General features: G+C 64.7%; 22 protein-coding genes. 10 read left to right on the top strand and 12 right to left on the bottom strand.

Annotated features, from left to right (window positions below; all coding sequences use genetic code 11):
- Window positions 1-38: 38 nt before the first annotated feature.
- Entirely contained in the window at window positions 39-884 is an 846-nt protein-coding gene (gene thiD, locus CXR03_RS16290) for a bifunctional hydroxymethylpyrimidine kinase/phosphomethylpyrimidine kinase (protein ID WP_104104801.1), read from the top strand.
- Between the two features lie 83 nt (window positions 885-967).
- On the opposite strand, the gene CXR03_RS16285 is transcribed toward thiD, so the two are convergent.
- Both CXR03_RS16285 and CXR03_RS16280 read right to left on the bottom strand, forming a co-directional pair.
- On the bottom strand, window positions 968-2,419 hold the full coding sequence (locus CXR03_RS16285; RefSeq protein ID WP_104104800.1) for a polysaccharide pyruvyl transferase family protein: 1,452 nt from the start codon (window positions 2,417-2,419) through the stop codon (window positions 968-970).
- On the bottom strand, window positions 2,416-3,393 hold the full coding sequence (locus CXR03_RS16280; protein WP_104104799.1) for a glycosyltransferase family 2 protein: 978 nt from the start codon (window positions 3,391-3,393) through the stop codon (window positions 2,416-2,418). Before CXR03_RS16280 ends, CXR03_RS16285 begins: the two co-directional genes overlap by 4 nt.
- 294 nt (window positions 3,394-3,687) lie before the next feature.
- Between CXR03_RS16280 and CXR03_RS16275 the strand changes: the two genes are divergently transcribed.
- On the top strand, window positions 3,688-7,578 hold the full coding sequence (locus CXR03_RS16275; protein ID WP_104104798.1) for a S8 family serine peptidase: 3,891 nt from the start codon (window positions 3,688-3,690) through the stop codon (window positions 7,576-7,578).
- A 71-nt stretch (window positions 7,579-7,649) separates the two neighbouring features.
- On the opposite strand, the gene CXR03_RS16270 is transcribed toward CXR03_RS16275, so the two are convergent.
- Window positions 7,650-8,537, bottom strand: a complete 888-nt coding sequence (locus CXR03_RS16270) for a DNA-formamidopyrimidine glycosylase family protein (protein ID WP_104104797.1) — start codon at window positions 8,535-8,537, stop codon at window positions 7,650-7,652.
- Window positions 8,538-8,607: 70 nt separating this feature from the next.
- Between CXR03_RS16270 and map the strand changes: the two genes are divergently transcribed.
- Window positions 8,608-9,384 (top strand): type I methionyl aminopeptidase, encoded by a 777-nt coding sequence (gene map / locus CXR03_RS16265; protein WP_104104796.1) that lies wholly within the window; start codon window positions 8,608-8,610, stop codon window positions 9,382-9,384.
- 20 nt (window positions 9,385-9,404) lie between these two features.
- Here map and CXR03_RS16260 read toward each other — a convergent pair whose 3' ends face one another.
- A complete protein-coding gene (locus tag CXR03_RS16260) occupies window positions 9,405-10,904 on the bottom strand; it encodes a helix-turn-helix transcriptional regulator (RefSeq protein WP_181032407.1) in 1,500 nt (499 codons plus the stop codon).
- A 144-nt stretch (window positions 10,905-11,048) separates the two neighbouring features.
- Between CXR03_RS16260 and aceA the strand changes: the two genes are divergently transcribed.
- The 4 genes from aceA (at window position 11,049) to CXR03_RS16240 (ending at window position 16,444) form a co-directional block, all read left to right on the top strand.
- On the top strand, window positions 11,049-12,347 hold the full coding sequence (gene aceA / locus CXR03_RS16255; RefSeq protein WP_181034660.1) for an isocitrate lyase: 1,299 nt from the start codon (window positions 11,049-11,051) through the stop codon (window positions 12,345-12,347).
- Window positions 12,348-12,445: 98 nt separating this feature from the next.
- Window positions 12,446-14,077 carry a malate synthase A gene (aceB, locus tag CXR03_RS16250; protein ID WP_104104794.1) on the top strand — a complete coding sequence of 544 codons (1,632 nt, stop codon included), beginning with the start codon at window positions 12,446-12,448 and terminating at the stop codon, window positions 14,075-14,077.
- Window positions 14,078-14,199: 122 nt separating this feature from the next.
- Window positions 14,200-14,913 (top strand): DsbA family protein, encoded by a 714-nt coding sequence (locus CXR03_RS16245; protein ID WP_104104793.1) that lies wholly within the window; start codon window positions 14,200-14,202, stop codon window positions 14,911-14,913.
- Between the two features lie 169 nt (window positions 14,914-15,082).
- Entirely contained in the window at window positions 15,083-16,444 is a 1,362-nt protein-coding gene (locus CXR03_RS16240; protein WP_104104902.1) for an amino acid permease, read from the top strand.
- Window positions 16,445-16,448: 4 nt separating this feature from the next.
- Here CXR03_RS16240 and CXR03_RS16235 read toward each other — a convergent pair whose 3' ends face one another.
- From CXR03_RS16235 to CXR03_RS16225, 3 genes are read right to left on the bottom strand one after another with little or no spacing between them, the layout of a single operon-like run.
- The gene (locus CXR03_RS16235) at window positions 16,449-16,838 is read right to left on the bottom strand and encodes a hypothetical protein (protein ID WP_104104792.1); all 390 of its coding nucleotides are present in this window, start codon (window positions 16,836-16,838) and stop codon (window positions 16,449-16,451) included.
- A 2-nt stretch (window positions 16,839-16,840) separates the two neighbouring features.
- Window positions 16,841-17,524 carry a LytR C-terminal domain-containing protein gene (locus CXR03_RS16230; RefSeq protein ID WP_104104791.1) on the bottom strand — a complete coding sequence of 228 codons (684 nt, stop codon included), beginning with the start codon at window positions 17,522-17,524 and terminating at the stop codon, window positions 16,841-16,843.
- Window positions 17,517-17,816, bottom strand: coding sequence for a type II toxin-antitoxin system VapB family antitoxin (locus CXR03_RS16225; protein ID WP_104055710.1), 300 nt, complete (start codon window positions 17,814-17,816; stop codon window positions 17,517-17,519). The genes CXR03_RS16230 and CXR03_RS16225 overlap by 8 nt, the downstream gene beginning before the upstream one ends.
- Before the next feature lie 186 nt (window positions 17,817-18,002).
- Between CXR03_RS16225 and CXR03_RS16220 the strand changes: the two genes are divergently transcribed.
- A complete protein-coding gene (locus CXR03_RS16220; RefSeq protein ID WP_258073716.1) occupies window positions 18,003-18,896 on the top strand; it encodes a hypothetical protein in 894 nt (297 codons plus the stop codon).
- Between the two features lie 12 nt (window positions 18,897-18,908).
- Here the strand turns inward: CXR03_RS16220 and CXR03_RS16215 are convergent, their stop codons facing one another.
- Window positions 18,909-19,778: a LysR family transcriptional regulator ArgP gene (locus CXR03_RS16215; protein ID WP_104104790.1), complete on the bottom strand. Its 870-nt coding sequence runs from the start codon at window positions 19,776-19,778 to the stop codon at window positions 18,909-18,911.
- Window positions 19,779-19,847: 69 nt separating this feature from the next.
- On the opposite strand from CXR03_RS16215, the gene CXR03_RS16210 reads away from it, so the two are divergent.
- On the top strand, window positions 19,848-20,444 hold the full coding sequence (locus CXR03_RS16210) for a LysE/ArgO family amino acid transporter (RefSeq protein ID WP_181034659.1): 597 nt from the start codon (window positions 19,848-19,850) through the stop codon (window positions 20,442-20,444).
- 129 nt (window positions 20,445-20,573) lie between these two features.
- Here CXR03_RS16210 and CXR03_RS18485 read toward each other — a convergent pair whose 3' ends face one another.
- From CXR03_RS18485 to CXR03_RS16190, 4 genes are read right to left on the bottom strand one after another with little or no spacing between them, the layout of a single operon-like run.
- Complete coding sequence (locus CXR03_RS18485; RefSeq protein ID WP_219816269.1) at window positions 20,574-21,971, bottom strand: hypothetical protein; 1,398 nt, start codon at window positions 21,969-21,971, stop codon at window positions 20,574-20,576.
- On the bottom strand, window positions 21,968-22,867 hold the full coding sequence (locus CXR03_RS16200; protein ID WP_219816268.1) for an ABC transporter ATP-binding protein: 900 nt from the start codon (window positions 22,865-22,867) through the stop codon (window positions 21,968-21,970). The genes CXR03_RS18485 and CXR03_RS16200 overlap by 4 nt, the downstream gene beginning before the upstream one ends.
- Entirely contained in the window at window positions 22,864-23,967 is a 1,104-nt protein-coding gene (locus tag CXR03_RS16195) for an iron ABC transporter permease (protein WP_104104789.1), read from the bottom strand. The genes CXR03_RS16200 and CXR03_RS16195 overlap by 4 nt, the downstream gene beginning before the upstream one ends.
- Entirely contained in the window at window positions 23,948-25,081 is a 1,134-nt protein-coding gene (locus CXR03_RS16190; RefSeq protein ID WP_104104788.1) for an ABC transporter substrate-binding protein, read from the bottom strand. Before CXR03_RS16190 ends, CXR03_RS16195 begins: the two co-directional genes overlap by 20 nt.
- Window positions 25,082-25,392: 311 nt before the next feature.
- Between CXR03_RS16190 and CXR03_RS16185 the strand changes: the two genes are divergently transcribed.
- Window positions 25,393-26,424, top strand: a complete 1,032-nt coding sequence (locus CXR03_RS16185; protein WP_104104787.1) for an isopenicillin N synthase family oxygenase — start codon at window positions 25,393-25,395, stop codon at window positions 26,422-26,424.
- Window positions 26,425-26,583 lie beyond the last annotated feature (159 nt).

Genomic DNA, 26,583 nt, shown 5'->3' with positions numbered 1-26,583 from the left:
GGTGGCACCGAAGATCGCTTTGGGTGGAAGATGGACTCATGTCTGCTAACACACACTCTGCCGAAACAGCCTCCCCGGCCGTCACCCTGACTATTGCCGGCTCCGAGGCCACCGGCGGCGCCGGCGCCCAGGCCGACCTAAAAACGTTCCAGGAACTCGGAACGTACGGGATAGCTGCCCTGACCTGCATCGTTTCCTTTGATCCGAAAGATAACTGGAGTCACCGCTTTGTACCGGTGGAACCCCAGGTCATCAGTGACCAGCTTGAGGCCATCCAGACCGCCTATGACCTGACCACTGTTAAGCTCGGCATGCTGGGAACGCCCGCCACGATCGACACCGTTGCCAAGGCCCTCCAGAGTCAGGAATGGACCAACATCGTCCTTGACCCGGTGCTGATCTGCAAGGGCCAGGAGCCGGGAGCCGCTTTGGACACGGACCGGGCACTCAAGGCGCAGATCCTGCCGCTGGCAACCTTCGTTACCCCCAACCACTTTGAATCGATGTCCTTGTCCGGCATGGACTCCATCGAAAGCGTCGAAGACCTGCAGGAAGCAGCCCGCCGCATCCACGAAGCATCCGGAGCCGTGGTCCTCGCCAAGGGCGGAGTACGCCTGGAGGGCGACGACGCCGTGGATGTGTTTTACGACGGCGAGACGATGGAAGTGCTCCGGGCACCCAAGGTCGGCGAAGTGGCTGTCAGCGGCGCCGGCTGCACCCTGGCGGCAGCCATTACTGCCGAGCTCGCCAAGGGAGCCACCCCGCTGGAAGCCGCAAAGACCGCAAAGGCTTTTGTGACCGAGGGGATCCGGAACCGGGTTTCCTCCCACACCCCGTTTGACGCCCTGTGGCAGGGTAACGCGGGGAATGGCCCCGCGCTCTAATAACCCTGCAACTATGGCCCGCAGAAGGTACCGGTGGCCAATGGCCGCCGGTACCTTTCTGCGGCATCAGTTAACGCCGCCGGTTAACGCCGGAGAAGCTTCGCGTATAGCCGGTGCAGGGAAAGGGCCGTCTTGACCGTCCGGGAGTTCAAGAGCCGCCGGTGTTCATCCCGCAGGGAGGCCAGCTCCCCGTGCGCTTGTGCGAGGTAGGAGCCCAGTCGATCCTCCTCGGCCTCGGACTGGGCAGCCATCGCAGACTGCGCGTAGAACTTCTGGCCAAGGGCCCTGGCTGCTGCCGCCCACTGCCCGGCAGCGCGAAAGACGGGCGCCGGCGGAAGATCCTGCGGCGGACCGGATACTGCCCGGTCTGAGAAGACTGCCGTCACGCCGTCCCACCACTGCTTGGACCAACGGTTCCGGGCGGGCAGGACTGTGCTCAGATGAGCTGATACTTCCTCCCTCCGCTCCCAGACCTCTGCCAGGGCCGGAGACAGCAGCCCCTCCTGCAGCCCCGGAAGGGGAAGGACAAAATCTTCAAGACCCCAGTTGGCCGCTACGCCCTTCAGCCGAACCGCACTGTATTCATCCACGGCAAGGCCGACAACGGGCACTGAGTGGGAAAGCCCAAATACCACCGGGTGGTAACGGGACGTCACAATCAGCGAAGCGCCGGCTGTCAGCGCAGCAGTTTCCCGTGCGGTGAGAACCGGCATAAGGCGGAAGGGAGAGGACATGGACTCGGCAATGCGGGCATGGGCGAAGTTGTCCCAACCGTCCTCGTCTCCGATCCCTACATGGGGAAGGAACAGCGCAGGCAGCCCGGTTCGACGGTGCAGAGCGTCCAACTCTGCGCCCAGCAAGGCATAGAGATTTTCCATGGAACCGGAAAGCGGAGAAATCGTGACGGCTACGTACCGGGACTCCGGCGGATCAAAGGTGCGCCCTACGGACAGAAATGACGCGTCGTCCACCCCCCGCACGGCGGGAACACCAATGCGGCGCGCGAGTTCTGCCGAAGATTGCTCCCGCACGGAGGTCAATTCCGCGGCGCGGAGCAGATCGGCCAGGACTACGGTGTCCTCGGCACTGAGCTGCGGCCCCAGCGTCTGCCCGGAGACCACAACGGGCATGTTCAGCGACCGCGCGATGGCGACCACAGCGGCACGTTCATACAGCAGCCAGCCATAGCGTGAATTTAGGTTTCCCCCGCCGGCAATGACCAGACCGTCGCACTTCCCAAGCTCACTGATCAGCCCAAGCGCCGGGTCACCAGCCGGCAATTCGGCAGAGCCGGCCAGGTGTGCCTGGATTCGGCGCAGGTAGTCTTCCCGCTCGGCAGGCGGCCAGGGGAAAGCAAGCGCAGGTGCTGCGTCCAGGCCAAACAGCCGTTGGGTTTGTTCAGGGTTGCGGGACAGCATCAGGACCTGCAGTCCGCGGCTCCGGAGTTCATCCGCGGCCGCGTGCCCCATGGCTTCGTCACCGGCATGGTAAGTGTCCTGGCCGAGATCGGCGAGGACGGCAATCCGCAGGGTCATCGCCGCCGCACTCCCTTAAGCGCACCCTTGATCTTTGCTGCCGCCGTGCCCGCCCGCGCGAGGAAGCTGGTCCGTTGCATCATGATGTGTTCCAGCCGCTGGGTGGCATCGGTTAGCTGTTCCTGCATTTGGACCATCCGTTGCCGGTTCTCCATCAGCATCTGTTCCTGCTCGGCCATCATGGCGCTGATCTGGAGAAGGACTCCCAGGTCCCTGCCGCTACTGAGGTCCCTGCGCAGATACTCATCCCGGATGCTGCGGTCGAACCGCTCGTGGTCCCGCGCCTTGGCGAACAGACTGTTGGCGTCGTCACCTCCGGTTGCGGGCCGCTGGCACCAGAACGCCAGCGGCTCCCCGTCGAGGAATCCAATACGATGGCGCGTCAGCACCCGGAGGTTAAATTCCCAGTCACCGCAGACAGGGAGGGATTCGTTGAAATAGCCAAGTTCTTCATGCAGGGAGCGGCGGTAAAGGAACGAGATGGGCACCGCGCGGTTAATCTGCAGCATGTCGCCCAGCGATATCTGCTGCATGTTTTCCCAAAAAGGCGCCGAACCGGTCTTGAGGATTTGTCCGTCGACAATTTCCTCATACCTTATTTGGGTTCGCACAACAACCCCTGCATCCGAAGAGTTATCCAAATAGGAAACTGTCCGTTCCAGGAATTCCGGGTGCCAAAGGTCATCGTCATCATGGATGACGATGTACTCGGAATCACAGCTTTGAACACCGGAGTTGGATGCAGCTTCCATCCCCAGGCTCTGCTTGTTGTGCAGGATCTCAACGCGCTCCCTGGCCGCCTCCGGCAACCGTGCAACCACGTTGTCCACCGGCTCGGCGCTGCCGCCGTCGTTGACGATCACCACGCGGAACTGACGGTAGGTCTGGTCAAAAATGTCTTGGAGGGCCCGCTGGAGGAAGTGCGGCCGGTTTTTGGTCCGGACGATGACGGCTACTGGATCCTGCGCTGGCACTTCACTCCCACGGTTCGGTCGGGTTCAGCTTCCACGATATACCGATCCCCAACGGGCTGCGCCGTCATGAAAAAAAGGAATGCTACTTACTGTTGACATCCGAATAGAGACAAACAAAGGTACCAGTAGCGCCATGATTTGGATCCTGACCGAAAGAATCGTGGACCTAATTCATCTCCACCATAACCAGCTCAGCCATTTAGTCACTTCCTCATTGCCCGGTCACGGTCGGTGGGTTCCGAAATCACCAGATTGCGGCCCCAAGCTCCGGCGAACTCTCTAACAAGGAGAAAAATGAACAATCCAAACCATCGGAGATCAGGAAAGGCTGCGCTGGCAACAATTGCCGGCCTGGCCTTGGTCTCCAGCATGTGGACCCCGGCTGCGGCCGTTGAGGGGAACACACCGGGGGATCCGACAGCCCAGGGACTTCCCCGGGTAACGCCGGATTTGAAAGTCTCTACAGATTTGAAGACGAAGCAGGGACCAGTGTCCGTCTTCGTCCAGTTCACGGGCAAGGGCGCCTTTGAACAGACCCAGCCGCAGGAAGTCCGGGACGGATTCGCTGCACCGCTCAATAAAGCCCCGGAAGTCCAGCAGATCCGGGCTGCCATTGAAGCGCAGGCTGAGGAAGTTGCAGCGCAGGCTTCATCGAGCATCATCTACACCACCACCAACACCCTTCCGGGCGTAGCCATCAACGGAGACGCCGAAGCCATTCGTGCCCTGGCAGCCCGCGGGGACGTCGCCAAGATCACCGGTATCGTCCCCAAGACCTTCGACAACAAGGGCGGGGATATCGACGTCCGCGCTCTGGACTCCTGGGTTCAGCGGGACCAGACCGGCGAGGGTGTCACCATCGCCGTGCTGGATACCGGGCTGGATTACACCCACTCCGATTTCGGCGGCCCCGGCACCCTTGAGGCTTTCGCCCAGGCGCAGGCCTCCGACACTGTGCCGGCCGCAGACTCGGGCCTCTATGACCCGGAGAAGTTTGCCGGCGGCTGGGACCTGGTGGGCGACGAATACAACGCGGATCCCTCGGATCCCGCGCTGTACAGCCCCATTCCGAAGCCTGACGCGAATCCCCTGGACTGCCAGAGCCACGGCTCGCATGTGGCGGGCACCGCCGCGGGCTACGGCACCAACGCCGACGGCACCACCTTCCGGGGCGACTACTCAGCGCTCACCGCCGACGATGTCAACAAGATGGGAATCGGCCCGGGCACGGCTCCCGAAGCCAAGATTGTCGGCATCCGCGTCTTTGGCTGCGACGGGTCCTCCGAAGTTGTCGGCCAGGCCCTGGACTATGTCCTCGACCCCAATGACGACGGCGACTTCAGCGACCGCGCACAGGTCGTCAACATGTCCCTCGGCTCCAGCTTCCCTGCCTATGACGATCCCGAAAACGACATCGTCAACGCCCTCACCGCCCAGGGCATCCTGTCCGTGGTCTCCTCCGGTAACTCCGGAGATATCTACGACATTGGCGGTTCTCCCGGCAGCGCCGAAACCGCACTGACCGTGGCCAACAGCGTCGGTTCCCAGACCACTCTGGACGCCGGGCAGGTTGTTGCCCCGGCAGAAAGTGTCGCAGCCGGCCAGTACACCGCCAGCTTCAACTACGCCAATGCCTCGACCGAGGCTCTGACGGGAACCGTCGTCATGGGCCCTGAGGGTGACAACTCCGACGGCTGCGCTCCGCTCGACGCCGGCGCTGATGCCGGCAAGTGGGTCTGGCTTTCCTGGGATGAGAATGCGGCCACCCGCGAATGCGGTTCCGGCGTCCGCTGGAACAACGCAGCAGAAGCCGGTTACGCCGGCGTCGTCATCGACTCCACCCTCAATGGCTTCAGCGCCGGCATTGCCGGAAACGCCGCCATCCCGGGCATGCAGTTCACGGCCAAGACCTCCGAGGAACTGCGTCCCGCCGCCGAGGCCGGAACCCTTGAGGTCCGGCTGGATCCGACCCTCGTGGGCAGTGTGACCGGCGAGTCCGGTGCACTCGATACCCTGAACGACAGCTCCTCGCGGGGCGTCCACGGTTCCAACGGCGTCATCAAGCCCGACGTCGCTGCACCCGGAACGCAGATCAAGTCCGCACAGGTAGGCACCGGCAGCGGAGCTTCCATCAAGAGCGGCACCTCCATGGCCGCCCCGAACGTTGCCGGCCTTGCCGCGCTGGTTGTGGGCGCCACGGATTACAACCCGTATGAGGTCAAGTCGATCATCATGAATACGGCCACCCATGACCTCCTGACCGGCGACGGAGTGGCCTACGCGCCGAACCGCGTTGGTTCGGGCCGCGTGGATGCGCTCGATGCCCTGAACACCAAGGTCTTCGCCTACGCCACCGACCAGCAGGGCCTGACGTCAGTCAACTTTGGTGTCCTGGAAGTCGGTGCCTCCCCGGTTGAACTCTCACGTTCGGTGACCATCGAGAACAAGGGCGATTCCCCGAAGACCTACACGGCCGAGTACCTCGAAGCCACCAAGGTCCCGGGAGTATCGATCACTGTTGACGGCGGTCCGGTAACGGTCCCCGCCAACGGCAAGACCGAAATTGCCGTCACCCTGCGTGTTGACGATCCGGCAGCACTGGCCAAGACCATTGACCCGGCCGCTGAGAAGGATCAGCTTGGCGTTCCCCGCCAGTACCTGGCCGAAGCCTCCGGCCGCCTGCAGCTGACCAGCGACGACTCGGTCCTGCGGGTTCCGGTGTACTCGGCTCCGAAGCCTGTTTCGGACCTCAAGACCGGTGGCAAGATCACGTTCCCGAGCGCGGACGCCCTCTCCACAGCAGCCACGTTCAACGGCCGGGGCCTTGCCCAAGGCGAAAAGAGCGAAGGTTACGTCTCACTGGTCACCCCGCTGGTCCTCGGTGCGGAAAGCCCGCGCCGGACCAACCTGGCGCTGGAGTCCCTGTCCTCACTGGACCTGCGGACTGTGGGAGCGTCCTCCAATGCACCCGCACTCGCAGCAGCGGGCGCGGATGTAAATGCAGCGGACCTGACCATCGGCCTGAGCACGTGGCAGAACTGGGCCACGCTGAACAGCAACAGCCAGATCCAGGTCGAGCTGGACACCGACTCGGACGGCAAGGCCAACTTTGTTGCCCTGACCACCCGGGCCACCGGCCTGGACCAGACCGTGTTCCAGATCCTGTCCGTGGAAAACGATGAACTCGCTGCTCCGCTGGACTTCCTGGGACTGGCCAACGGCCAGTTCGGTGATGTTGATACCAACATCTTCGACACCAATGTGGTGACGCTTCCGATCCCGGCCGCTGCACTGGGCCTGGACCTGAGCACCTCGGCACCGATCAACTACCGCGTCATGACCTCCAACGTCATGAACGTGGATGAGAGCGGACAGATGGTTCCGGTCGATTCCACCGACTGGATCGCCTTCGACGTCGCACAGCCCGCTGTGTGGTTCAACGGCGCGGAGGGCAGCGAAGCTGTCAGCACCTTCGTTGCACAGGACCAGACCGTTCTGGGTGTCAACCGCCAGGCGGGCACCACGGACGCCAAGGCCCTGTTCCTGCAGCACCACAACGCCGAAGGGGTCAAGGACCAGGTCACTCCGATTGAGGTGGGCGCCCTGCGCTTCTCCGACGTCGCCGGAACCAAGTTCGAGACTGAAATCAACTGGATGGCCGATCAGGGCCTGACCACGGGTTATGCGGACGGTACCTTCCGCCCGCTCGGCTCGATCAACCGTGACGCCATGGCGGCGTTCCTTTACCGCCTGGCCGGATCCCCGTCGTACAACGCGCCGGCGACCAGCCCGTTCACCGACGTAGCCACGGATAACCAGTTCTACAAGGAAATCTCCTGGCTCGCCGAGACTGGCATCTCCACCGGTTACCCGGACGGATCCTTCCGCCCGCTGGCTCCGGTCAAGCGTGACGCGATGGCTGCGTTCATGAACCGGTTCGCCGGCGAGCAGTGCTCCGTTGAGGACGCCTCGGGCTACAAGTCCCCGGCTGCAGCTTCCTTCACCGACGTTGCCACGAACAACCTCTTCCACAAGGAAATCTCGTGGATGAAGGACTCGGGCGTTTCCACAGGCTGGCCGGACAGCACGTTCCGTCCGCTTGAGGATGTCTCGCGTGAAGCCATGGCGGCGTTCATCAACCGCCTGGACGGTTACACCACCGACAACGGCGGTTCCTGCAAGTAAGCACCAGCGGTTACAAACAGCGGGCCCGGGAGAATCTCCCGGGCCCGCTGTTTTGCTGTCCTGCTCTGGTGTTATTTCAGCAGCCTGGACATCCGGCGGTCCGCCAGCAGCTTGCCGCCGGTCTGGCAGGTGGGACAGTACTGCAGTGAGGAATCGGCGAAGGAAACTTCACGAACCGTATCCCCGCACACCGGACACAGCTCCCCTGTGCGGGCGTGCACCCGCAGGGCCCGGCGTTTGGAATCCTTGAGTTCGGCCGCCGGGCGACCCGCAGCATTCTCGTTCGCGGACTCCAGTACCGCACGCATGGCCTGATAGAGCCGTTCCACTTCCTCCGGATGAAGCTTGGACGCGTTGGCGAAAGGCGAGAGGTGCGCCGCGTGCAGGATTTCATCGCTGTATGCGTTGCCGATTCCCGCGATCGCTGACTGGTCCCGCAGCAGTCCCTTGATCTGGCCCCGGTGCCCGGCCACCAGCGTCGCAAACGCCTCGAAGCCGACGTCGAACGCCTCCGGTCCCAGCCGCGCAATGCCCGGCACCTCCGCCGGGTCCCGCACCAGATACACGGCCAGGGACTTCTTGGTTCCGGCTTCGGTGAGGTCGAACCCCGGCTCATCACCGCCCGCCTCCCGGGATGCGAACCGGACCCGCAGCGCCATCCGTCCCTTGCCGGGACGCAGTTTTCCAGGCTTGAGCGCGTCCGACCACCGCAGCCAGCCGGCCTTGGCCAGGTGCATCACCAGGTGCGCTCCCCCGGCGGTAATGATGAGGTACTTGCCCCGGCGCTCAACAGCGGTCACAGGTCCCGCCTGCAGTGCGTCGAGCGGGACGCCGGCAGTTTTCAGCACGGCGAAGGAAAGCACTTCAACATCGGCCACCCGGACCGGCGGCGCGTCCTCGGGCAGCAGCTTGGTCCGCAGAAAATCGGCCAGTCCCTGCACTTCCGGCATCTCAGGCATGCATACACCCTAGACGGTCTGCCAGACTGCAGAACAGATCCAAATTTCCACCGCCCAAGAAAGGCGCCACATGATCGAGATCCTGAACCCGGCCGAAGTAGCAAAGGCACGGGTCACCGGCAGGCTGGTCGCAGACATCCTGCAGACACTGAAAAAGCGGGCCACCGTGGGCACCAACCTGCTGGAGATCGACCAGTGGACAGCCCGGATGATCCAGGACGCCGGAGCAGAATCCTGCTACGTGGATTATGCCCCGTCCTTTGGCCGCGGTCCGTTTGGGCATTACATCTGCACGGGCGTCAACGATGCAGTGCTGCACGGCCTGCCGCACGATTACGAGCTGCAGGACGGTGATCTCCTGAGCCTGGACCTGGCCGTAGCCAAGGCCGGAATCGCCGCCGACTCAGCCATCAGCTTCATCGTGGGAGACACCAGACCGGCACAAAGCGTTGAGCTCATCACCGCCACCGAGCGTGCGCTGGCTGCCGGAATTGCCGCCGCGGGACCGGGGGCACGCATCGGTGACATCTCACACGCGATCGGAACCGTGCTCACTGATGCCGGGTATCAGGTGAACACCGAGTTCGGCGGCCACGGCATCGGGTCAACCATGCACCAGGACCCGCATGTCCCCAACACGGGCAGGCCGGGACGCGGTTACACGCTCCGGCCGGGACTGATGCTGGCACTGGAACCGTGGATCATGGCCGACACAGCCCAACTCACCTTCGATGCCGACGGCTGGACGCTTCGAAGTGCCACCGGCGCCCGCAGCGCGCACAGCGAACACACCATCGTCATAACGGACGACGGCGCCGAGATCCTCACGCTGCCTACGTCGTCGTAACTGCGGGCGCTGCGCTGCGATCAGTCCCCGGCGTGGGCCTGCAGAAAGGAATACACCTCTGTCTCATCCACACCGGGAAATGCGCCCGGCGGCAGCGCCGCCAGAAGGTGTGAGTGGGCCCGGGCGCTGGGCCAGGCAAACCCCGACCACTGCGATGCCAATTCGCCCGGCGGCGTGCGGCAGCAGTCCGGATCGGGGCAGCGGGACTTGGACCGCTCGGTGGTGTCCCGGCCCCGGAACCACTTCACGTGCTGGTACGGCACGCCAATGCTGAGTGAGAACTTGCCGGCCGATCCCCGTTCAATGCGTGCCGTGCACCAGTAGGTGCCTGCCGGTGTATCGGTGTACTGGTTGAACGCGCTGAACTGGTCCGGGACGGAGAAGACCTCCCGGGAGGTCCAGTACCGGCAGATTGGCTGCCCCTCAATGGCGCCGGTGTGATCGGCAGGGAACGTCACGCCGTCGTTCTCATAGGCCTTGTAGACAATGCCGCTCTCGTGCACCTTCTGGAAGTGGGTGGGGATGCCCAGGTGTTCCGTGGCGAGGTTCGTGAACCGGTGCGCCGCGGTCTCGTAGGACACGGCGAAGGCATCGCGGATGTCCTCGACGGCAATCTCCTTGGCAGCCTTGGCCCGCTGCAGGAACTCCACGGTGGCCTTCTGGGGCAGCAGCAGTGCCGCGGCAAAGTAGTTGGTGGCCACCCGCTGGCCCAGGAACTCGCCGTAACTGCTGGGGGTTTGGTGCTGGAGCACAAAGTGGCCCAGCGCCTGCAGCAGCACCGAGCGCGGATCGTGGTCCGAACGCTGCGACTGCGTGAGATAGATCCGCCGGTTCTTCAAATCCGTGACGGACCGGGTGGAGTGCGGCAGGTCATTCACATGATGCAGGCTGAAGCCCAGGTGCGCAGCGATATCGGCGATCACATGCTGGGACAGCGGACCGGACGTGTGACCCACCGAATCCAGCACCTTCTGCGCCTCGGCCTCGTATTCGGGGAAGTAGTTGTTCCGCTCGCGCATCATGGCCCGCAGCTCGCCGTTGGCCCGGCGCGCTTCCTCGGGTGTGGCCACCTGTTCATTGAGCCGGCGCTCGAGCTCTGCCTGCAGTCCCACCAGGGATTCGAGGACATCGATGGGCAGCCGGGAGCCGATCCTCACCTTCGGCAGTCCCAAGGACGCGTAGAGGGGCCCGCGCTGGGCGCGCTCCAACTCAATCTCAAGGGCAGCACGCCGGCTGGGCGGCTCGGCACCCAGCAGCGAATCGATGCTGACGTCCAGTGCGGCGGCCAGCGCCTGCATCATGCCCAGCTTCGGTTCGCGTTTGCCGTTCTCAATCAGCGACAGCTGGGAGGCCACGGTTCCGACGGCGGCGCCCAGGTCATCGAGCGTCATCCCCTTGGCTTTGCGCAGGTGCCGGACGCGCCGGCCCAGGCTGATCACGTCCAAAGTGCGCTCCGCTTCGGACCCCGGAGCGGATTTGCGGGCTGCCGGAGCGGGCCGGTTCCATGTTGTGTCGGTCACAAATTCACATTATGCGAAGAACTGCATTTCTTGCCAGAGAAAAGTCCTAGAAAGGGGGTTGTTATTGCCGCAGAGTTGATTGCACAGAGGACATCGCCGGTTGAAACGGCGGAGATGCAGCAACACTTCAAGGAGACGTTGGTCATGACCCAGGAACAGAACACCGCACCCACCGCCGAGCAGCTTACTTCCGAATGGGCTTCGGATCCCCGCTGGGCAGGCATCGAGCGCGACTACACCGCCGACGACGTCGTGAAGCTCCGCGGCCGGGTCTCCGAAGAGCACACCCTGGCCCGCCGCGGTGCGGAGAAGCTCTGGGACCAGCTGCGCAACGCCGGCGACGAAGGCTACACCAACGCTTTGGGCGCCCTCACCGGCAACCAGGCCGTGCAGCAGGTCAAGGCCGGCCTGAAGGCCATTTACCTCTCCGGCTGGCAGGTCGCCGCAGACGCCAACAACTCCGGCCACACCTATCCGGACCAGTCCCTGTACCCGGCCAACTCGGTGCCCACCGTTGTCCGCCGCATCAACAACGCTTTGCTCCGCGCCGACCAGATTGAGTTCGCTGAAGGCATCCAGAGCGTGGAGGACTATCTGGTCCCGATCGTGGCCGACGCCGAAGCCGGCTTCGGCGGACCGCTGAACGCCTACGAGCTGATGAAGGCCATGATCCAGGCCGGCGCGGCAGGCGTTCACTGGGAAGACCAGCTCGCCTCGGAGAAGAAGTGCGGCCACCTCGGCGGCAAGGTCCTGATCCCCACCGGCCAGCACGTCCGCACCCTGAACGCCGCCCGCCTGGCGGCGGACGTCGCCGGCACGCCCACCGTCGTCATTGCCCGCACCGACGCCGAGGCAGCCACGCTCATCACCTCCGATGTGGACGAGCGTGATCAGGAATTCATCACTGGCGAGCGCACCCCCGAAGGTTTCTACAAGGTCCGCAACGGGATCGAGCCCTGCATCGCCCGAGCCAAGGCCTACGCCCCGTACTCGGACCTTATCTGGATGGAGACCGGCACCCCGGACCTGGAGCTGGCCCGCAAGTTCGCGGAGTCCGTTCGCTCCGAGTTCCCCGACCAGATGCTGGCTTACAACTGCTCGCCGTCCTTCAACTGGAAGAAGCACCTGGATGACGACACGATCGCCCGGTTCCAGCGCGAGCTCGGCGCCATGGGCTTCAAGTTCCAGTTCATTACCCTGGCCGGCTTCCACGCCCTGAACTACTCCATGTTCGACCTGGCCCACGGCTACGCCCGCAACGGCATGAGCGCCTACGTGGAACTGCAGGAGAAGGAATTTGCTTCCGAATCCCGCGGCTACACCGCCACCAAGCATCAGCGCGAGGTCGGCACCGGTTACTTCGATGCCATCGCCACCGCACTGAACCCGACCGGAAGCACCCTGGCCCTGGCCGGCTCCACGGAGTCCGCCCAGTTCCACTAACCCCGGCTCTCAGAAGCCGGATACGGCGGGGGTGGCGGATTCTTCCCCACCCCCGCTGCGTCTATCCCACAGCTTTGAACCATCCCAAGGAGAACGCCATGAATGACCCAATCACCCTGAACGGTATTTCCCTCACCGCTCCCGCTGTGCGGCGGCAGGAGGAAATCCTCACCCCGCAGGCGCTTGATTTCGTCAAGGCACTGCACCGGGCCACGGCCTCCCGCCGGCAGGAGCTGCTCCAGCAGCGCCAGGCCCGCCGGACGCAGATCTCCAACGGAGCCGACCCTTCCTTCCTGGCTGAGACCCGGTCCATCCGCGAAGACAACTCCTGGCGGGTGGCCCCCACGGCCCCCGGGCTGGAGGACCGGCGCGTGGAAATCACCGGTCCGGTGGACCGCAAGATGACCATCAACGCCCTGAACTCCGGCGCCAAGGTGTGGCTGGCGGACATGGAGGACTCCTCCACGCCGTCGTGGTCCAACGTCATCAACGGCCAGCTGAACCTGCGGGACGCCCTGGACCGCCGGATCGACTTCACCTCGCCCGAGGGCAAGGACTACAAGGTGCAGGGCACGTCCCTGACGGACCTGCCCACCATCGTGGTCCGCCCGCGCGGCTGGCACCTGCCCGAGAAGCACATGCTGGTGGACAACACTCCGATCGCCGGCGGCATCGTGGACTTCGGCCTGTACTTCTTCCACAACGCCCAGCGGCTGATCTCGCAGGGCCGCGGCCCCTACTTCTACCTGCCGAAGATCGAGAACCACCTCGAAGCCCGGCTCTGGAATGACATCTTTGTCCTGGCACAGGACCTCATGGGCATCCCGCAGGGCACCATCCGTGCCACGGTGCTGATCGAAACCATCACCGCAGCGTTCGAGATGGAGGAAATCCTCTACGAACTGCGGGACCACGCCGCCGGGTTGAACGCCGGCCGCTGGGACTACATCTTCTCCGTGATCAAGAACTTCCGCACCCGCGGACCCCGGTTCGTACTGCCGGACCGCAACATGGTGACCATGACCGCTCCGTTCATGCGCGCCTACACCGAACAGCTGGTGCGTGCCTGCCACCGCCGCGGAGCCCATGCCATCGGCGGCATGGCTGCCTTCATCCCCAACCGCAAGGACGCCGCAGCCAACGACGTCGCCATGGAAAAGGTGCGCGCCGACAAGACCCGCGAGGCGAACGACGGTTTTGACGGTTCCTGGGTGGCGCACCCGGACCTGGTTCCGGTGGCCATGGAGGTGTTCGACGGCGTCCTCGGCGAGCGCCCGAACCAGCTGGAACGCACCCGCGAAGACGTGGTCCCCAATGACAAGGCGCTGCTGGACGTCGCTTCCACACCCGGAGTCATCACCGAAGCAGGCATCCGCAGCAACATCGAGGTGGGCATCCGCTACATCGAGTCCTGGCTGCGGGGCAACGGTGCGGCCGCCATCAACAACCTGATGGAGGACGCCGCCACGGCGGAAATCTCCCGTTCGCAGATCTGGCAGTGGATCCATGCCTCGGCCGTCACGGACGAGGGCGAGATCATTACGCACCGCTGGGTGGAGGAACTGCTGGACGAGGAGTTCGGGAACCTGCAGCGTTTCGACGGCGACCGTTTCGAGGATGCCAGGGAACTCTTTGAAGAGGTTGCCTGCGGCGAACAGTTCCCCACCTTCCTGACGGTGCCGGCCTACGCCCGGTTCCTGCACGAGGCAAAGGAACTGGCACCGGCCTAACCTTCCGCCGGTGCGGATACGCCTTCAGTATCCGCACCGGCGAAGGACCGGGACCGTTTTTCCGTAAAGCCTTCCATGACGCTGCGGGAATGGGTCCCGGTCCTTTCTGCGTTGCAGGGGTTATGAAGATTGATATTTGGTCCGACATTGCCTGCCCGTGGTGCTACATCGGCAAGCGCCGTTTCGAGGCTGCCCTGGCAGCCTTCCCGCACCGGAATGAGGTGGAGGTGACCTGGCGCAGCTACCAGCTCGATCCCTCCCTGCCTGCTCACTATGACGGCACCGAGGTCCAGTACCTCAGCGAACGCAAGGGCATCGATCCGGAGCAGCTGGCCGGCATGCTGGAGCAGGTGACGGCCCAGGCCGCCGGTGAGGGCTTGTCCTACGATTTCGATTCCCTGGTGGTGGCCAACAGTTTTCCCGCCCACCGACTGATTCATCTGGCCCGTGCAGAGGGCGGCTCCGAAGCGGCCGACGCCGTCAAGGAGGCGCTGCTTTCGGCCCACTTCGAGAAGGGGCAGGACATCGGGTCAACGGAAGTGCTCAGCGGGATCGGTGCCGCAGCGGGCGTTGACCCGGACCGGGTACGCTCCATGCTGGCCACCGACGAATACACCGACGCCGTAAACGCCGACATTGCGCAGGCCCGGTCCCTGGGAGTCAGCGGCGTGCCGTTCTTCGTCCTCGATGAAAAGTATGGGATTTCCGGCGCACAACCCGTCGAACTCTTCACCTCCGCCCTGGAACAGGCCTGGCAGGAATCCCACCCCCTGGTGAACCTCACGCCGGCCTCGGCGTCCGCCGACGGCCCCGCCTGCGGCCCGGACGGCTGCTAGGGACTTAGCCGGCAGGTTCAAGGGCTGAAAATCACGATCCGCACGCACGGGCGTAATATGGATAGGCCGACTGTTCGGCCTATCCCCCAATCTCCAAGGTGCGTTCTCTTTGAAGTCCTCCTTTACCCAGGCGCTGGCCCGCGGCCTGAATGTCCGGCACATCCGCTTCATGGCGCTGGGTTCGGCCATCGGCACCGGACTGTTCTACGGTTCGGCGTCCGCCATCCAGTCCGCGGGGCCGGCAGTCCTGCTGGCCTACATGATCGGCGGCGCGGCTGTGTTCCTGGTCATGCGGGCGCTCGGCGAGATGGCGGTGCGGCATCCGGTCTCCGGCTCGTTCGGTGACTATGCCAGCCGCTACCTCGGCCCGTTTGCCGGCTTCATCACCGGCTGGACCTTCGCCTTCGAAATGGCGGTGGTGGCCATTGCCGACGTCACCGCCTTCGGCATCTACATGGGCTTCTGGTTCCCGGACGTGCCGCGCTGGATCTGGATTTTGGCGGTGGTGCTGCTCATCGCGGCGCTGAACCTGATGCGGGTCAAGGTCTTTGGCGAAACCGAGTTCTGGCTCTCCATCCTGAAGGTCAGTGCCATCATCGCCATGATTGTAGGCGGTATTGCGATCATCGTGTTCGGTTTCGGACTCGACGACGGCGCCAACCCGGGCATGGACACTCTCCTGGGTTCCGGCGGTTTCTTCGCGAACGGCTTCTGGGGCCTGCTGGCGTCCTTCTCCATCGTGATGTTTGCCTTCGGCGGCATTGAGACCATCGGCATCACCGCCGGCGAGGCGGAGGATCCGAAGAAAGCCATCCCCGCTGCGGTGAACACCGTGCCGTTCCGGATCCTGCTGTTCTACGTCTGCACCCTTGCCGTGCTGATGATGATTTTCCCGTGGCAGGATATTGACGGCTCCACCAGTCCCTTTGTGCAGATCTTTGATTCGCTCGGTATTACCGCCGCGGCGCACATCCTCAACGCAGTGGTCATCACCGCCGCCCTGTCCGCCATTAACGCCGACATTTTCGGTGCCGGCCGCATGATGTACGGGCTTGCGCGGCAGGGCCAGGCACCGGCGTCGTTCGCCAGAGTCTCGAAAAACGGTGTGCCGTGGATGACCGTGGCCGCTATGGCGGGGGTGCTGCTGGCCGGCGTCGTGCTTAACGCCCTGCTGCCCGAATCGCTGTTCACGATCATCGCCTCGATTGCCACCTTCGCCACTGTGTGGGTCTGGCTGATGATCCTGCTGTCGCACATTTCGATGAAGCGCGACATCGCCCGGCGCAACCTGCCCGCCTCGGAATTCGGCGTACCGTTCTGGCCCGTTGCTTCCTATGCTGCGCTGGCCTTCATGGTGTTCATTGTGGTGCTGCTCGGTGTCATGCCGGGCACCCGGGTGGCCCTTATCGTGGGCGCCGCCTGGATAGCGCTGCTCTTCGTGGCCTACCGTCTGTGGGTCCGCGGCGACGGACGGGTGCGGGCCGATCTGGCGGATGAAACGGTCGACTCCCGGGCGGATTCCTCGGCCTAAGAAACTAGACGGGCCGGGTGCGGAGCGCCAGCACGACGACGGCGGCTCCCACCCCAGCGAACACCGCCTCCAGCGGCTGGAATTCTATAAAGGTAATTTCCCACGCTTCCAGCCCGATCAGCGTGGCTCCGGCGGCGGCGGACACCAGACGTGCGGCCCGGTGCCGCCGCAGGGTGAGCAGCCCGGCGATCAGGTAGCCGCCTCCGCAGCCGGCTGCCAGAAGCAGGCCGGGGAGCCTCCAGTCGGTAAACGGAGTCCGCCGCAGCACTGACGGGTCGGCATGCAGGAAAGCGCCGTCCGGCCGCACGGCCAGGAGAAGCCCGCCGCCAAGAGCCGCCGCGGACGTTGCAAATTCCAGTCCGATCAGTGCGCGCTCTTCCGGGGTGCGCCTCATCGCTAGCCTGCCGGCGGTGCCGGCGTCTCGGACATCCACGGGCAGCTCATCGGTCCCGCGGCTGAGGCCGAAACTTTATCCGCGGGCACCAGCGCCGCATACCCTGACCCCAGAACCACGTCCACCGTGGTGTCGGCCCGGTCATCCTGGACATACTGTGTTCCGGGGATCTGCTGCTGCAGCGTAAACGCAGCCTCTTCACCGTCCGGACCGGAGATGATGATAGCGGTCATGCCCTCGCGGTTGACCGAGCCGTTGCCCACGATTCCCTTTTGAAAGCCCCGCTGGGCGAGCGCTTCGGAAACCTGGGAGGCCAGCCCGGCGGTCGCCGTCGTGTTGTAGACATTCACCGTGATGGTGTCCGGATCCTGATAGGTAAACGGTCCCGCGGGACATTCCGTGGAGGCAACCGGTTTTGTTTCGGATTCCGAGAGGACAATCCAGCCCCGCAGGACAGCTAGGGCGAAAAGTGCTGCGGCCAGCAGCACAGCCAGAAGCAGGCCTATGACAATCCGGTGCCGCTGCTGCCGGCGGCGCGCCAGCCGCACCCTTGCCGCTTCATTCGCCTCCGCGTCAAACACGGCCCCGAGATCATCCTCCGTGACAATCCGGTGACCGTGCCATTCGGTGGGATCGCTCTTGGCTGCCCTGTTCCGATGCTGCACACCGGAGGGCCTGTCAGTCATCGATCACCAGGACGCGTGCATGCAGGATGGTCCGCTGGTGCAGGGCGGTTCGCACCGCCCGGTGAAGTCCGTCTTCCAAATACATGGTGTCCCTCCATTGCACAACGTGCGGAAACAAATCTCCGAAGAAGGTGGAATCCTCTGCCAGCAGGGCACCAAGGTCAAGAGTGCTCTTGGTGGTGACCAGCTCGTCGAGCCGGACCTGCCGGGGAGGCACCGCTGCCCAGTCCTTGGGTGTTACATATCCATGGTCGGGGTAAGGGCGTCCGTCGCCAACAGCTTTGAAGATCACTAATACAGACTAAAGAAGATCTGCATCCTTTGAAACAGCGCACCCCGGCGGGGCGTTCGCATTCGGTTACAAAACGGTCACCGCGGACCCTGATGGGCCGGATCCTGCCTCCCACCAGCACAAATGCAACCCTCCGCATGGCAGCGGGCATTTTTCCGGGACCTGGCCCGGTGGAATACTGGCACAGTGACTTTCTCCCGATTTGGACTCCTGCTCGACGTCGACGGCCCGGTGGCCAGCCCGGTGACCCGATCCGTGCCCGCTGGGATTATTGCGGATCTCGTGGAGCTTGCAACCGCCGGATGGCCTGTCATCTTCAATACCGGCCGGTCCGACGCGTTCATCCGCGAACAGGTGATGGCGCCGATGATCGCCGCGGGCCTTCCGGCTGACACCACTGTGCATGCGATCTGCGAAAAGGGCGCCGTCTGGTTCTCCTTCACCGGCTCCGGTCCCGATGAGCCGCAGGTTGATTCCGCTCTGGCCCTTCCCGGCAACTACGCCGACGCCGTTAGGCAGCTGGTGGCAGCTAAGTACAGCGGGCACATGTTCTACGACGAAACGAAACGGGCCATGGTGTCCGTGGAGCAGCACGTGGACGTGGCCAACGCCGATTACCTGGCCGAGCAGCAGCAGTTCGACGCCGATGCCCTGGCCTTGATGGAGAAGTTCGACCTCGGGGTGTGCCGGCTGGAACACCACGCTCCCGACAGCGACGATTCCATTGACTACCGCATCGATCCCACGATCATTTCCACCGATATAGAAGCGCTGGGCGTCGGCAAGGACCTCGGCGCCCGCCGCGCTCTCTCGCTGCTGGAGTCAGCCGGCACGGAGATTCCCCACATGTGGCGCACGGTCGGGGATTCCCGCACGGATTATGCGATGGCGGATGAGCTGCACGCGCTGGGTTACGACGTTGCTCACGTGGACGTCCGCCCGGCCGACGGCGTTCCGGCCAAACCGTATCCTGTGCTCACCGCCGGCGACCGCATCCATGAAGACGCCGGCGGTGCCTACTTTGCGCGCTGGGCTTCCATGGCTGCGGGCAGGGCAACCGGCGACGACGGCGTGAGCTAATTTTCAGGTGAGCTAGTTTCGCAGCTGACGGGCTGCCCGGCGGACCGCTGCTGTGAGCCGGTCAAGGCGCTTGGACTGAAGCGCCCAGGACTGCCAATACAGAACGACGTCGTGGTGGGCCCGGGCATCGAGCAGTACCAGCCTGCCGTCGTCAAAGTCCGAATCCACCTGCAGTTCCGGCACCATCCCCCAGCCCAGCCCGGCGCGTATGGCGGCTACGAAAGCCTCCGACGACGGGACGGTGTGCATCGGAGGTGTGCCGGAGGTGCTCCGGGAGGCCAGGAAACCGCGCTGCAGGTCATCCTTGGCGTTGAACTGCAGCACCGGCATGGCGTCCCAGTCCGGGCCGCCTGCCCCGGCAAACCGGTCCCGCAGCCCGGGAGCGGCGGCAGGGACGTAACGCATTGCTCCCAGCCGGACCGCCCGGCAGCCGTTCGCCGGAGACCCGTCCGATGTCACCGCCCCCATCACGTCACCCTGCCGCAACAGCCGGCTGCTGTAATCCTGGTCCTCAACGTGCAGGTCAAGGGTGGTGTCCGCCCAGTTAGCGGCTTCCGCGAGCACGGGCAGGAACCACGTGGCCAGGGAATCGGCGTTCACGGCCAACCGCGTGGCGGCCAGTCCCGGCGCCTGGGACCCCAGGGCCTCCCGGGCCTCGGCTTCCAGCAGCTGCATCTGCCGGGCCATCCGCAGCAGGACAGCTCCGGGTTCCGTGGGACTGCACGGCACGCCGCGGCGGATCATGATCTGGCCCTCCGCGTTTTCCAGGGCCTTGATCCGCTGGCTTACCGCTGACGGGCTGATGTGCAGCCGGTCCGCCGCCGCTTCGAAAGTACCCTCGTCCACAACGGCGGCCAGTGCCCTCAGATGCTCAAAGTTCATGAAGCAAAGCTAATGCATCCTGAAAATCATTCGTTGGATTGAATCCGTGCCGCTGGCTACGGTGAACACATGTTAAGCATCGCGGCAACCGGCATGGTCACCGGTCTGGGACTCATCATGGCTATCGGAGCCCAGAACGCTTTTGTGCTGCGGCAGGGTCTGCGCCGCGAGCACATCTCCGTGGTGGTGATGCTGTGCATCATCAGTGACGTGCTGCTGATATTCGGCGGCACCGCGGGGATCGGCGCGCTGGTGGCCCGCTTTCCGGCCGCCCTTGAAATCCTCCGTTGGGGCGGGGCCGCCTACTTGGCCTGGTGGGGCATCCGCTCGCTGGTCTCTGCCCTGCGCCCCGCAGCCCTGACCGCCCAGGCGCCGCGGGCCAAGGGAACCGTCATCCTGACCACCCTTGCGCTGACCTTCCTGAATCCGCATGTTTATCTGGACACCGTGGTGCTGCTAGGCAGCCTGGCGAACCAGCACGGGCCGGACGCCCGCTGGGTTTTTGCGGCCGGTGCCGCCGTCGGCAGTTGCCTCTGGTTCGCTGCGCTGGGTTACGGCGCCCGCTCACTGTCCCGCGTACTGAATCGGCCCCGGACCTGGCAGATACTCGACCTGCTCATCGGCATCGTGATGCTGGTTCTGGCCGTCCGGCTAACTCTGGGCTGACGCTCATTCTGGATTTTGGGAAATCCCCGCCGTTTTGGGAAATCCCTGCCGGTTTAAAACGGCAGGGATTTCCCAAAGTGGAGGGAAAATCCCAAAGTGGTCGATTTACCGCCGGCGGGGGACGAAGGCTTAGCTGCTCGGAACGTGCGTGGCCGTCACCCAGCGCAGCAGGGAGTACAGCAGCTGCGAAGCGCCGGGCATGAACCCCGAACCGTGGTGGTACACCGGATCCATAGTGGTCACCAGCAGACGGGCCGGCTGGTTCACCTCGTCCACGTATAGCAGGGCCCCGGAGTCGGCGCCGTCCTCCTCCATGACCACCAAGGAGCGGGCACCGGCGGGCGGATGCAGCAGCCCGTGATGGTGCCAGGACACCGCCCGCGGCGTGAAGTATTCCCACATCGGGTCCTCGGGCAGCCGCAGCCGCGTGCCGTTGTCCTCGCCGGTGCGCCAGGTCCAGAACACGGTGGGCCGGAAGGTGTAGCCGACGCCGGGCAGCCACTGTTCCACCTTGTTCTCGCCGAGCACGATCACGGTCTTGGCCGGGTCCTGCAGTGCGGCGCGAACTGCCGGGGCAAATCGGGCCAGCTGGCCCTGATGCAGGCGGTCCCCCACGATGATCACGTCCAGGCCGGCAAGCGCTGAGGGATCAGCTTCAGGCAGGTACACGGATTCAATCCGATAGGGGGCCAGGGCGGGATCGGCTAGCGTGCGCAGCGCCGGGAACGTGCCGCCGTGCAGCAGCCCGATCTGCGGGGCGGCGCCGGGTGCCGGTTCTCGGCGTCCGACGGCGACGGATTGGCCGGCGGACGGCGGCGGCGGAACTGCGGCAGCAGAGTTCCGTTCCGCGGTTTCCGGTCCGGCCAGCTTCTTGCCGGGAGTCCGGGTTCCGCCCTCCAGCCAGTGCACCAGGTTGGGGCCGATCTCTCCGATCGAGTACCTGTCATCACTGAAGCTCTCCAGATCATTGCCGCCGTGGACCAGTACCTCGCCCTCGCCCAGCCGGTAGCTGTAGTCCAGCGGCAGCGAATACTGGCCGATGCCCGTGACGACGCTGGCACCTTCGGGCAGGTCCAGATGGTAGCCGCGGCCGTAGAAGCCGGCGACGCCGATCTTTTCCAGCTTCTCGTAGCTGTGTATTCCGGGCACACCCGTGCGGTAGTGCAGGTCCCGATAGTCGACGCCGTGCCAGACCGGATGAGCGGTGACCGAATGCGGACGGATGTCCTGTGCGCCGCGGAATTCAAGCTTTCGCCAGACCGCCAGTCCGTCAATGAAGGGCTTCACAACTTGGCCGTTGACCAGCACCCGGCCGCCGGAGCGGACAAAACCATTCAGTGCCTCGCGGTGCCGGCACAGCAGCAGGTGGTCAGCACCCCCGCCGATCACCAGTCCGTCTGCGGACAGGATCCGGGCGCGGGCGGCGTCGTCGTCCAAGTCGTACGCGTCAACGTCTTCGAGTGCGCCGCGCCAGGACGGGTCGTTCTGGCCGCGCATCGGCGTACCGCCGATCAGCCGGAAAATCACGGGAGGTCCTTTCGAAGGGGGATGGAGGTGAAGGGCGCGGAGCCGAAGGGCAGTGCGCAGTCCTTGCGGCAGGAAGGGCCGAAATCCGGCACCGCGATCACCCGGTTGCCCGACTCGGTCCCGACAGTTGGGGTGCAGATGGGGAGTCCGTAGACCGCTGAGAGTGCGGAGCTGGTCAGCATTTCGTCAGTGGGTCCCCAGCGGGTGTCGTCGCTGCCGACAAACAGCAGCGCGTTGCGCGAAACATGCAGCGCGTGGTCCGGATGGTGGGTGGTCATGATGACACCCATCCCGTCCGCGGCAAGTCCCGCGAGGACACCGAGCACGCGCGACTGATTGTGCAGGTCCAGTGCCGACGCGGGCTCATCCAGGACGAGCAGCTCGGAGCCGGAGGCCACGGCCCGCGCGATCAGGACCAGCTGCCGCTGGCCGCCGGACAGCTCGGCGTAGGAGCGGTTGGCCCAGCCGGCCACACCCACCCGTTCCATGGCCGCGTCGGCAGCGTTGTGGTCCTCCCGGCGGGGGCTCTGATACGCACGCAAGTGGCGGCTGCGGCCCATGAGCACCATCTCGGCCACGGTGTAGGACGTACCGCCGGCGCCGTGGTCCTGCGGAACATAGCCCACGGCAGCCGCGGTGGTGACCTGCCCCTCGCGCGGGGTAAGCAGGCCTGACAGGCATTTGAGCAGTGTGGTTTTGCCGCGTGCGTTGGGGCCGAGGATGGACAGGATTTCCCCGCGCTCCAGGGTGAAGCCGAGGTTTCGGAACAGCCAGGGCCGCACCCGGGAGTAGCGGAAACCCAGCCCGGAAACCTGCATCAGGGTGGCCTCCGATGCGGCAGCCGGCTGGGAGGAAGCCGCGGCGGACCCGGAATCCAGGACAGGAAGGGTGGTCATTGCATCTCGCCTTTTTTCTGGGAACGGGCCAGCAGCCACACGAACACCGGGGCGCCGATAACGGCGGTCAGGATGCCCAGGGGCAGTTCGCTGCTGGTGAGGGAGCGGCTGAGGGTATCAATGAGCATCAGATAGGTGCCGCCGAGCAGCAGCGACGCGGGCAGCAGCACGCGGTGGTCCGGGCCAACCCAGAGCCGGGCCAGGTGCGGAACCACCAGGCCCACCCAGCCGACGGCGCCGGCCACGGCCACGGTCCCGGCGGTCATCAGGGCCACGGCGCACAGCAGCACCACGCGGGAGCGGTGGGGATTAACACCCAGGGCAGCGGCGTCGTCGTCGCCCAGCGAGAGCACGTTCAGCCGCCACCGCATAGCCAGGACCACGGCCGCGCCGAGGGCAACCGGGATCAGCGCGGTCAGCACCTTGTCATACCCGGCGGCGGCGATGGACCCCAGCAGCCAGTGCACAATCGACGGCAGCTCGGAGTACGGGTCCGCTGTGTACGTGATGAAGGAGACCAGGGCGTTGAAGAACGCCGCCACCACAATGCCGCCGAGCACGATCATCAGCATGGGTCCGCCGCTGCCGCCCAGCCGGCCCAGCAGGAGCACGACGGCGAGGGCGGCCAATCCAAAGCCGAACGCTCCGCCCACCATCGCGCCGCCGGACAGGCCCAGGGTCAGCACCAAGACGCCGCCAAAAGACGCCCCGGCGGTGACGCCGATAATGTCCGGGCTGACCAGCGGATTGCGGAACAGTGCCTGCAGGCAGGCGCCGCCCAGGGACAGGGCGCCGCCCACCAGGAAGGCCAGCAGGACCCGCGGAAGCCGCACATCCAGGACCACGGTGGCTTCCTGGTCGGTCCAGGTCCGCCGCAGCGCGCCCTCTCCCCCGCCGGCGCCGAACAGCGCCGTTGCTTCATTGGCGAGGATGCGGAGGATTTCGTTCGGCGGCACCCAGTACCTGCCGGCCGCCATCGAAATCAGGGCGACCGCACACAGGAGCAGGACGCACAGCAGCAGCGGCACCCGGTGGCTGCGCGCCGGCGGGCGGGGAGCTGTCGGCGTCGTCGTGCCGGGCTTAACCGCTGAAGACGTCATAGCCGGCGCTTTCCCTGTTGAGTTCCATCCGGAGAGCGGCATCGATCTGGGCTTCGGACATCTCGTAGTTGTACAGGTAGGCGATTTTCTCGGCCATGGCGGCGCGCAGCGTGTGGCCGGTGAGTTGCGGATGGTAGAGCTCGGCGGCCCACTGCCACATCAGCGGAGATTCGGCGCAGGGAACTTCCCAGCGGTAGCCGCCCAGCGGAGCCTTGTAGACGCGGCGGTTGCGCACGGCGGAGACGGAAGCCAGCGACTTGTCCGCGTAGACCTCCGCGGGGGTGCGGGCGTCAAAACCGCCCAGCGTGATGACCTCCGGATCCCAGGTGATGAGCTGCTCTGCGCTGACCACGTTTTCCGCTGACATGTTGTCGGCCGCCATGTTCCTGCCGCCGGCCAGTTCCATCCAGTAGTGCATGTAGGAGGACTTGTTGGAGGCAGAGTAGCCGTCGCCGGACTGGCCCAGGTGGACTACTCGGACCGGAGTCTTCACGCCGGAGAGTTCCTTCTCCAGGCGGGCAATCTCCGCGTGCATCCAGTCCACAATCTCGGTGCCGCGCTCCGGCTTGCCGAGGATCGTGGAGAAGAGCGACACCCAGGTCTCCAGGTGCTCCTGCGTGCCGTAGAGCAGACAGACCGTCTTGAAGCCGGCGTTTTCCAGCGGTTCCACGAGACCGTCCCCCTGATCCGCCCACTGAAACACGACGTCGGGCTGCAGCTTGGTGATGGTTTCAATGTTGGGCGTGAAGCTCGACGGGGAAATGGTGGTGGTGCTCTTTGACTCGGGGTACATCTCACCGAACAGGCCCTGCTTGTTGGCCTGGAGGGTCGATTCGTTGATGCCCACAATGCGCCCGTAGCCGCCGTCCACCGCGGCGAGCATGGACGGCGACGGGATGACCGTCGTCGCAATCCGCTGCACGGGAGCATCGAAGGAGACCTCTACGCCGCGCATGTCGGTGACGCTGAAGCCGCCGGAACCCGCCGCGCCGCCCGCGGCCGCAACGGTTTCACGGGAGGAGCAGGCGCCAAGGGCCAGGGCAAGAAGGCCCAGGCCGGCACCGCCGAGAACATTGCGGCGGGAGGTTCCGCGGGGAGGGTGGGAGGAGCTCAACGACGTTCCTATCGGGTTGGCAGGTAAGGCTTACCTAAAGACTGATGTATATATCAGACCATATGGAAGGGATTAGCGCACATTTATGTGTACTAATTATTCGGTGACGCCCCCGCGCGGATACCACCACTCATCCGGCACGATCCCCCAACCGCTCGGGCCGGCCTGACCCCTGATCGTGTCGCCACAAGACGCCGTATTACGCACCAATCCACGGTGGCCGAAATAAAAGTGCAGGTCAGCGCGGGATGCGGGACCGTCGTCGTAACATTTGATACTTACTTGACAGCGGGCGGTGGTAGCTTCGCTCTATGACTGAGATCCCCACCTCGATTCCCGTCCTGGACCTGAGCACCGCCCGCAATGCCGACGGTTCCTTCAACCCCGAGTTCATTGCACAGCTGCGTGATGCCACGCACCGCATCGGCTTCTTCCAGCTGGTGGGCTACGGCGCAGGCGAAGCCAAGGTGGACGAGATGTTTGACGTCACGAAGCGCTTCTTTGATTTGCCGCTGGAAAACCGGCTGGAGCTGGATAACCGGAAGTCTCCGCACTTCCGCGGGTACACCAGGCTGGGCACCGAGCTGACGCAGGGACGTCCGGATGCCCGCGAGCAGGTGGACTTCGGCCCGGAGCGCGAGCCAGTGGCGGATTACCCGAACGATCAGCCTTTTTGGCTGGTGCAGGGCCCCAATCTGTTCCCCGATGAGGTGCTGCCCGAGCTGCGGCAGAAGTCGATGGAGTGGGGCAAGCTGATGTCGGAAGTGGGCGCCGAGCTGCTCAGTGCCATTTCCGTCTCGCTGGATCTGCCCGAAGACCACTTCGCCGAGCCCTTCGAAGGAACACCCGCGTGGATGGCCAAGCTCATCCACTACGTGGGTGGCGTGGTCAAGGAAGCAGGCACCCAGGGCGTCGGGTCGCACGCCGACTATGGCTTCGTGACCCTGCTGCTGCAGGATTCGGTGGGCGGCCTGGAGGTTCGTCCGCATGAATCGGATACGTGGATTCCGGTGGAGCCGATCCCGGGTGCGCTGGTGGTCAATCTGGGCGAGATGCTCGAGGTTGCCACGCAGGGCTACCTTTCCGCCACCATTCACCGGGTCACCGCACCGGCTCCCGGCGTGGACCGCTACGCCATTCCGTTCTTCTGGTCCCCGCGCCTGGACGCCGTCATTGACTCGGTGGAACTTCCCGCCGAGCTGGCGGCACAGTCCCGCGGCATCTCCGATGATCCGGAAAACCCCATGCTGGCGTCCTACGGCTCCAATGTCCTCAAGGGCTGGCTGCGCGCCCATCCGCAGGTTGCCCAGCTGCATCACCCGGAGCTGGTTTCCGCCAAGTAACGCGCAGGCACGACGGCGCTGCCCGGCTGGTTGCCGGCAGCGCCGTTTTTGCATCTGCCCGCTGGCAGCTGAGGCAATGAGGAGGCCGGGGGCAACAACCGGAATCTCCATTGACACAACGCAGCGCGTTGAGGATCCTACTGCTAGGCCCTGCAGTCG

The organism is Arthrobacter sp. 08Y14 (genome assembly GCF_002929455.1).
GTDB lineage: Bacteria > Actinomycetota > Actinomycetes > Actinomycetales > Micrococcaceae > Arthrobacter_B > Arthrobacter_B sunyaminii.
This window is presented reverse-complemented; position numbering and strand designations above follow the sequence as displayed.

Coding starts and splice junctions, on each gene's coding strand:
- CXR03_RS16200 (WP_219816268.1), bottom strand. CDS start 22,867: ATGACCACCCTTCCTGTCCTGGATTCCGGGTCCGCCGCGGCTTCCTCC.
- CXR03_RS16230 (WP_104104791.1), bottom strand. CDS start 17,524: ATGACTGACAGGCCCTCCGGTGTGCAGCATCGGAACAGGGCAGCCAAG.
- CXR03_RS16275 (WP_104104798.1), top strand. CDS start 3,688: ATGAACAATCCAAACCATCGGAGATCAGGAAAGGCTGCGCTGGCAACA.
- thiD (WP_104104801.1), top strand. CDS start 39: ATGTCTGCTAACACACACTCTGCCGAAACAGCCTCCCCGGCCGTCACC.
- aceB (WP_104104794.1), top strand. CDS start 12,446: ATGAATGACCCAATCACCCTGAACGGTATTTCCCTCACCGCTCCCGCT.
- CXR03_RS16185 (WP_104104787.1), top strand. CDS start 25,393: ATGACTGAGATCCCCACCTCGATTCCCGTCCTGGACCTGAGCACCGCC.
- CXR03_RS16235 (WP_104104792.1), bottom strand. CDS start 16,838: ATGAGGCGCACCCCGGAAGAGCGCGCACTGATCGGACTGGAATTTGCA.
- CXR03_RS16270 (WP_104104797.1), bottom strand. CDS start 8,537: ATGCCTGAGATGCCGGAAGTGCAGGGACTGGCCGATTTTCTGCGGACC.
- CXR03_RS16195 (WP_104104789.1), bottom strand. CDS start 23,967: ATGACGTCTTCAGCGGTTAAGCCCGGCACGACGACGCCGACAGCTCCC.
- CXR03_RS16215 (WP_104104790.1), bottom strand. CDS start 19,778: ATGAACTTTGAGCATCTGAGGGCACTGGCCGCCGTTGTGGACGAGGGT.
- CXR03_RS16210 (WP_181034659.1), top strand. CDS start 19,848: ATGTTAAGCATCGCGGCAACCGGCATGGTCACCGGTCTGGGACTCATC.
- CXR03_RS16245 (WP_104104793.1), top strand. CDS start 14,200: ATGAAGATTGATATTTGGTCCGACATTGCCTGCCCGTGGTGCTACATC.
- CXR03_RS16240 (WP_104104902.1), top strand. CDS start 15,083: ATGGCGCTGGGTTCGGCCATCGGCACCGGACTGTTCTACGGTTCGGCG.
- CXR03_RS16285 (WP_104104800.1), bottom strand. CDS start 2,419: ATGACCCTGCGGATTGCCGTCCTCGCCGATCTCGGCCAGGACACTTAC.
- map (WP_104104796.1), top strand. CDS start 8,608: ATGATCGAGATCCTGAACCCGGCCGAAGTAGCAAAGGCACGGGTCACC.
- aceA (WP_181034660.1), top strand. CDS start 11,049: ATGACCCAGGAACAGAACACCGCACCCACCGCCGAGCAGCTTACTTCC.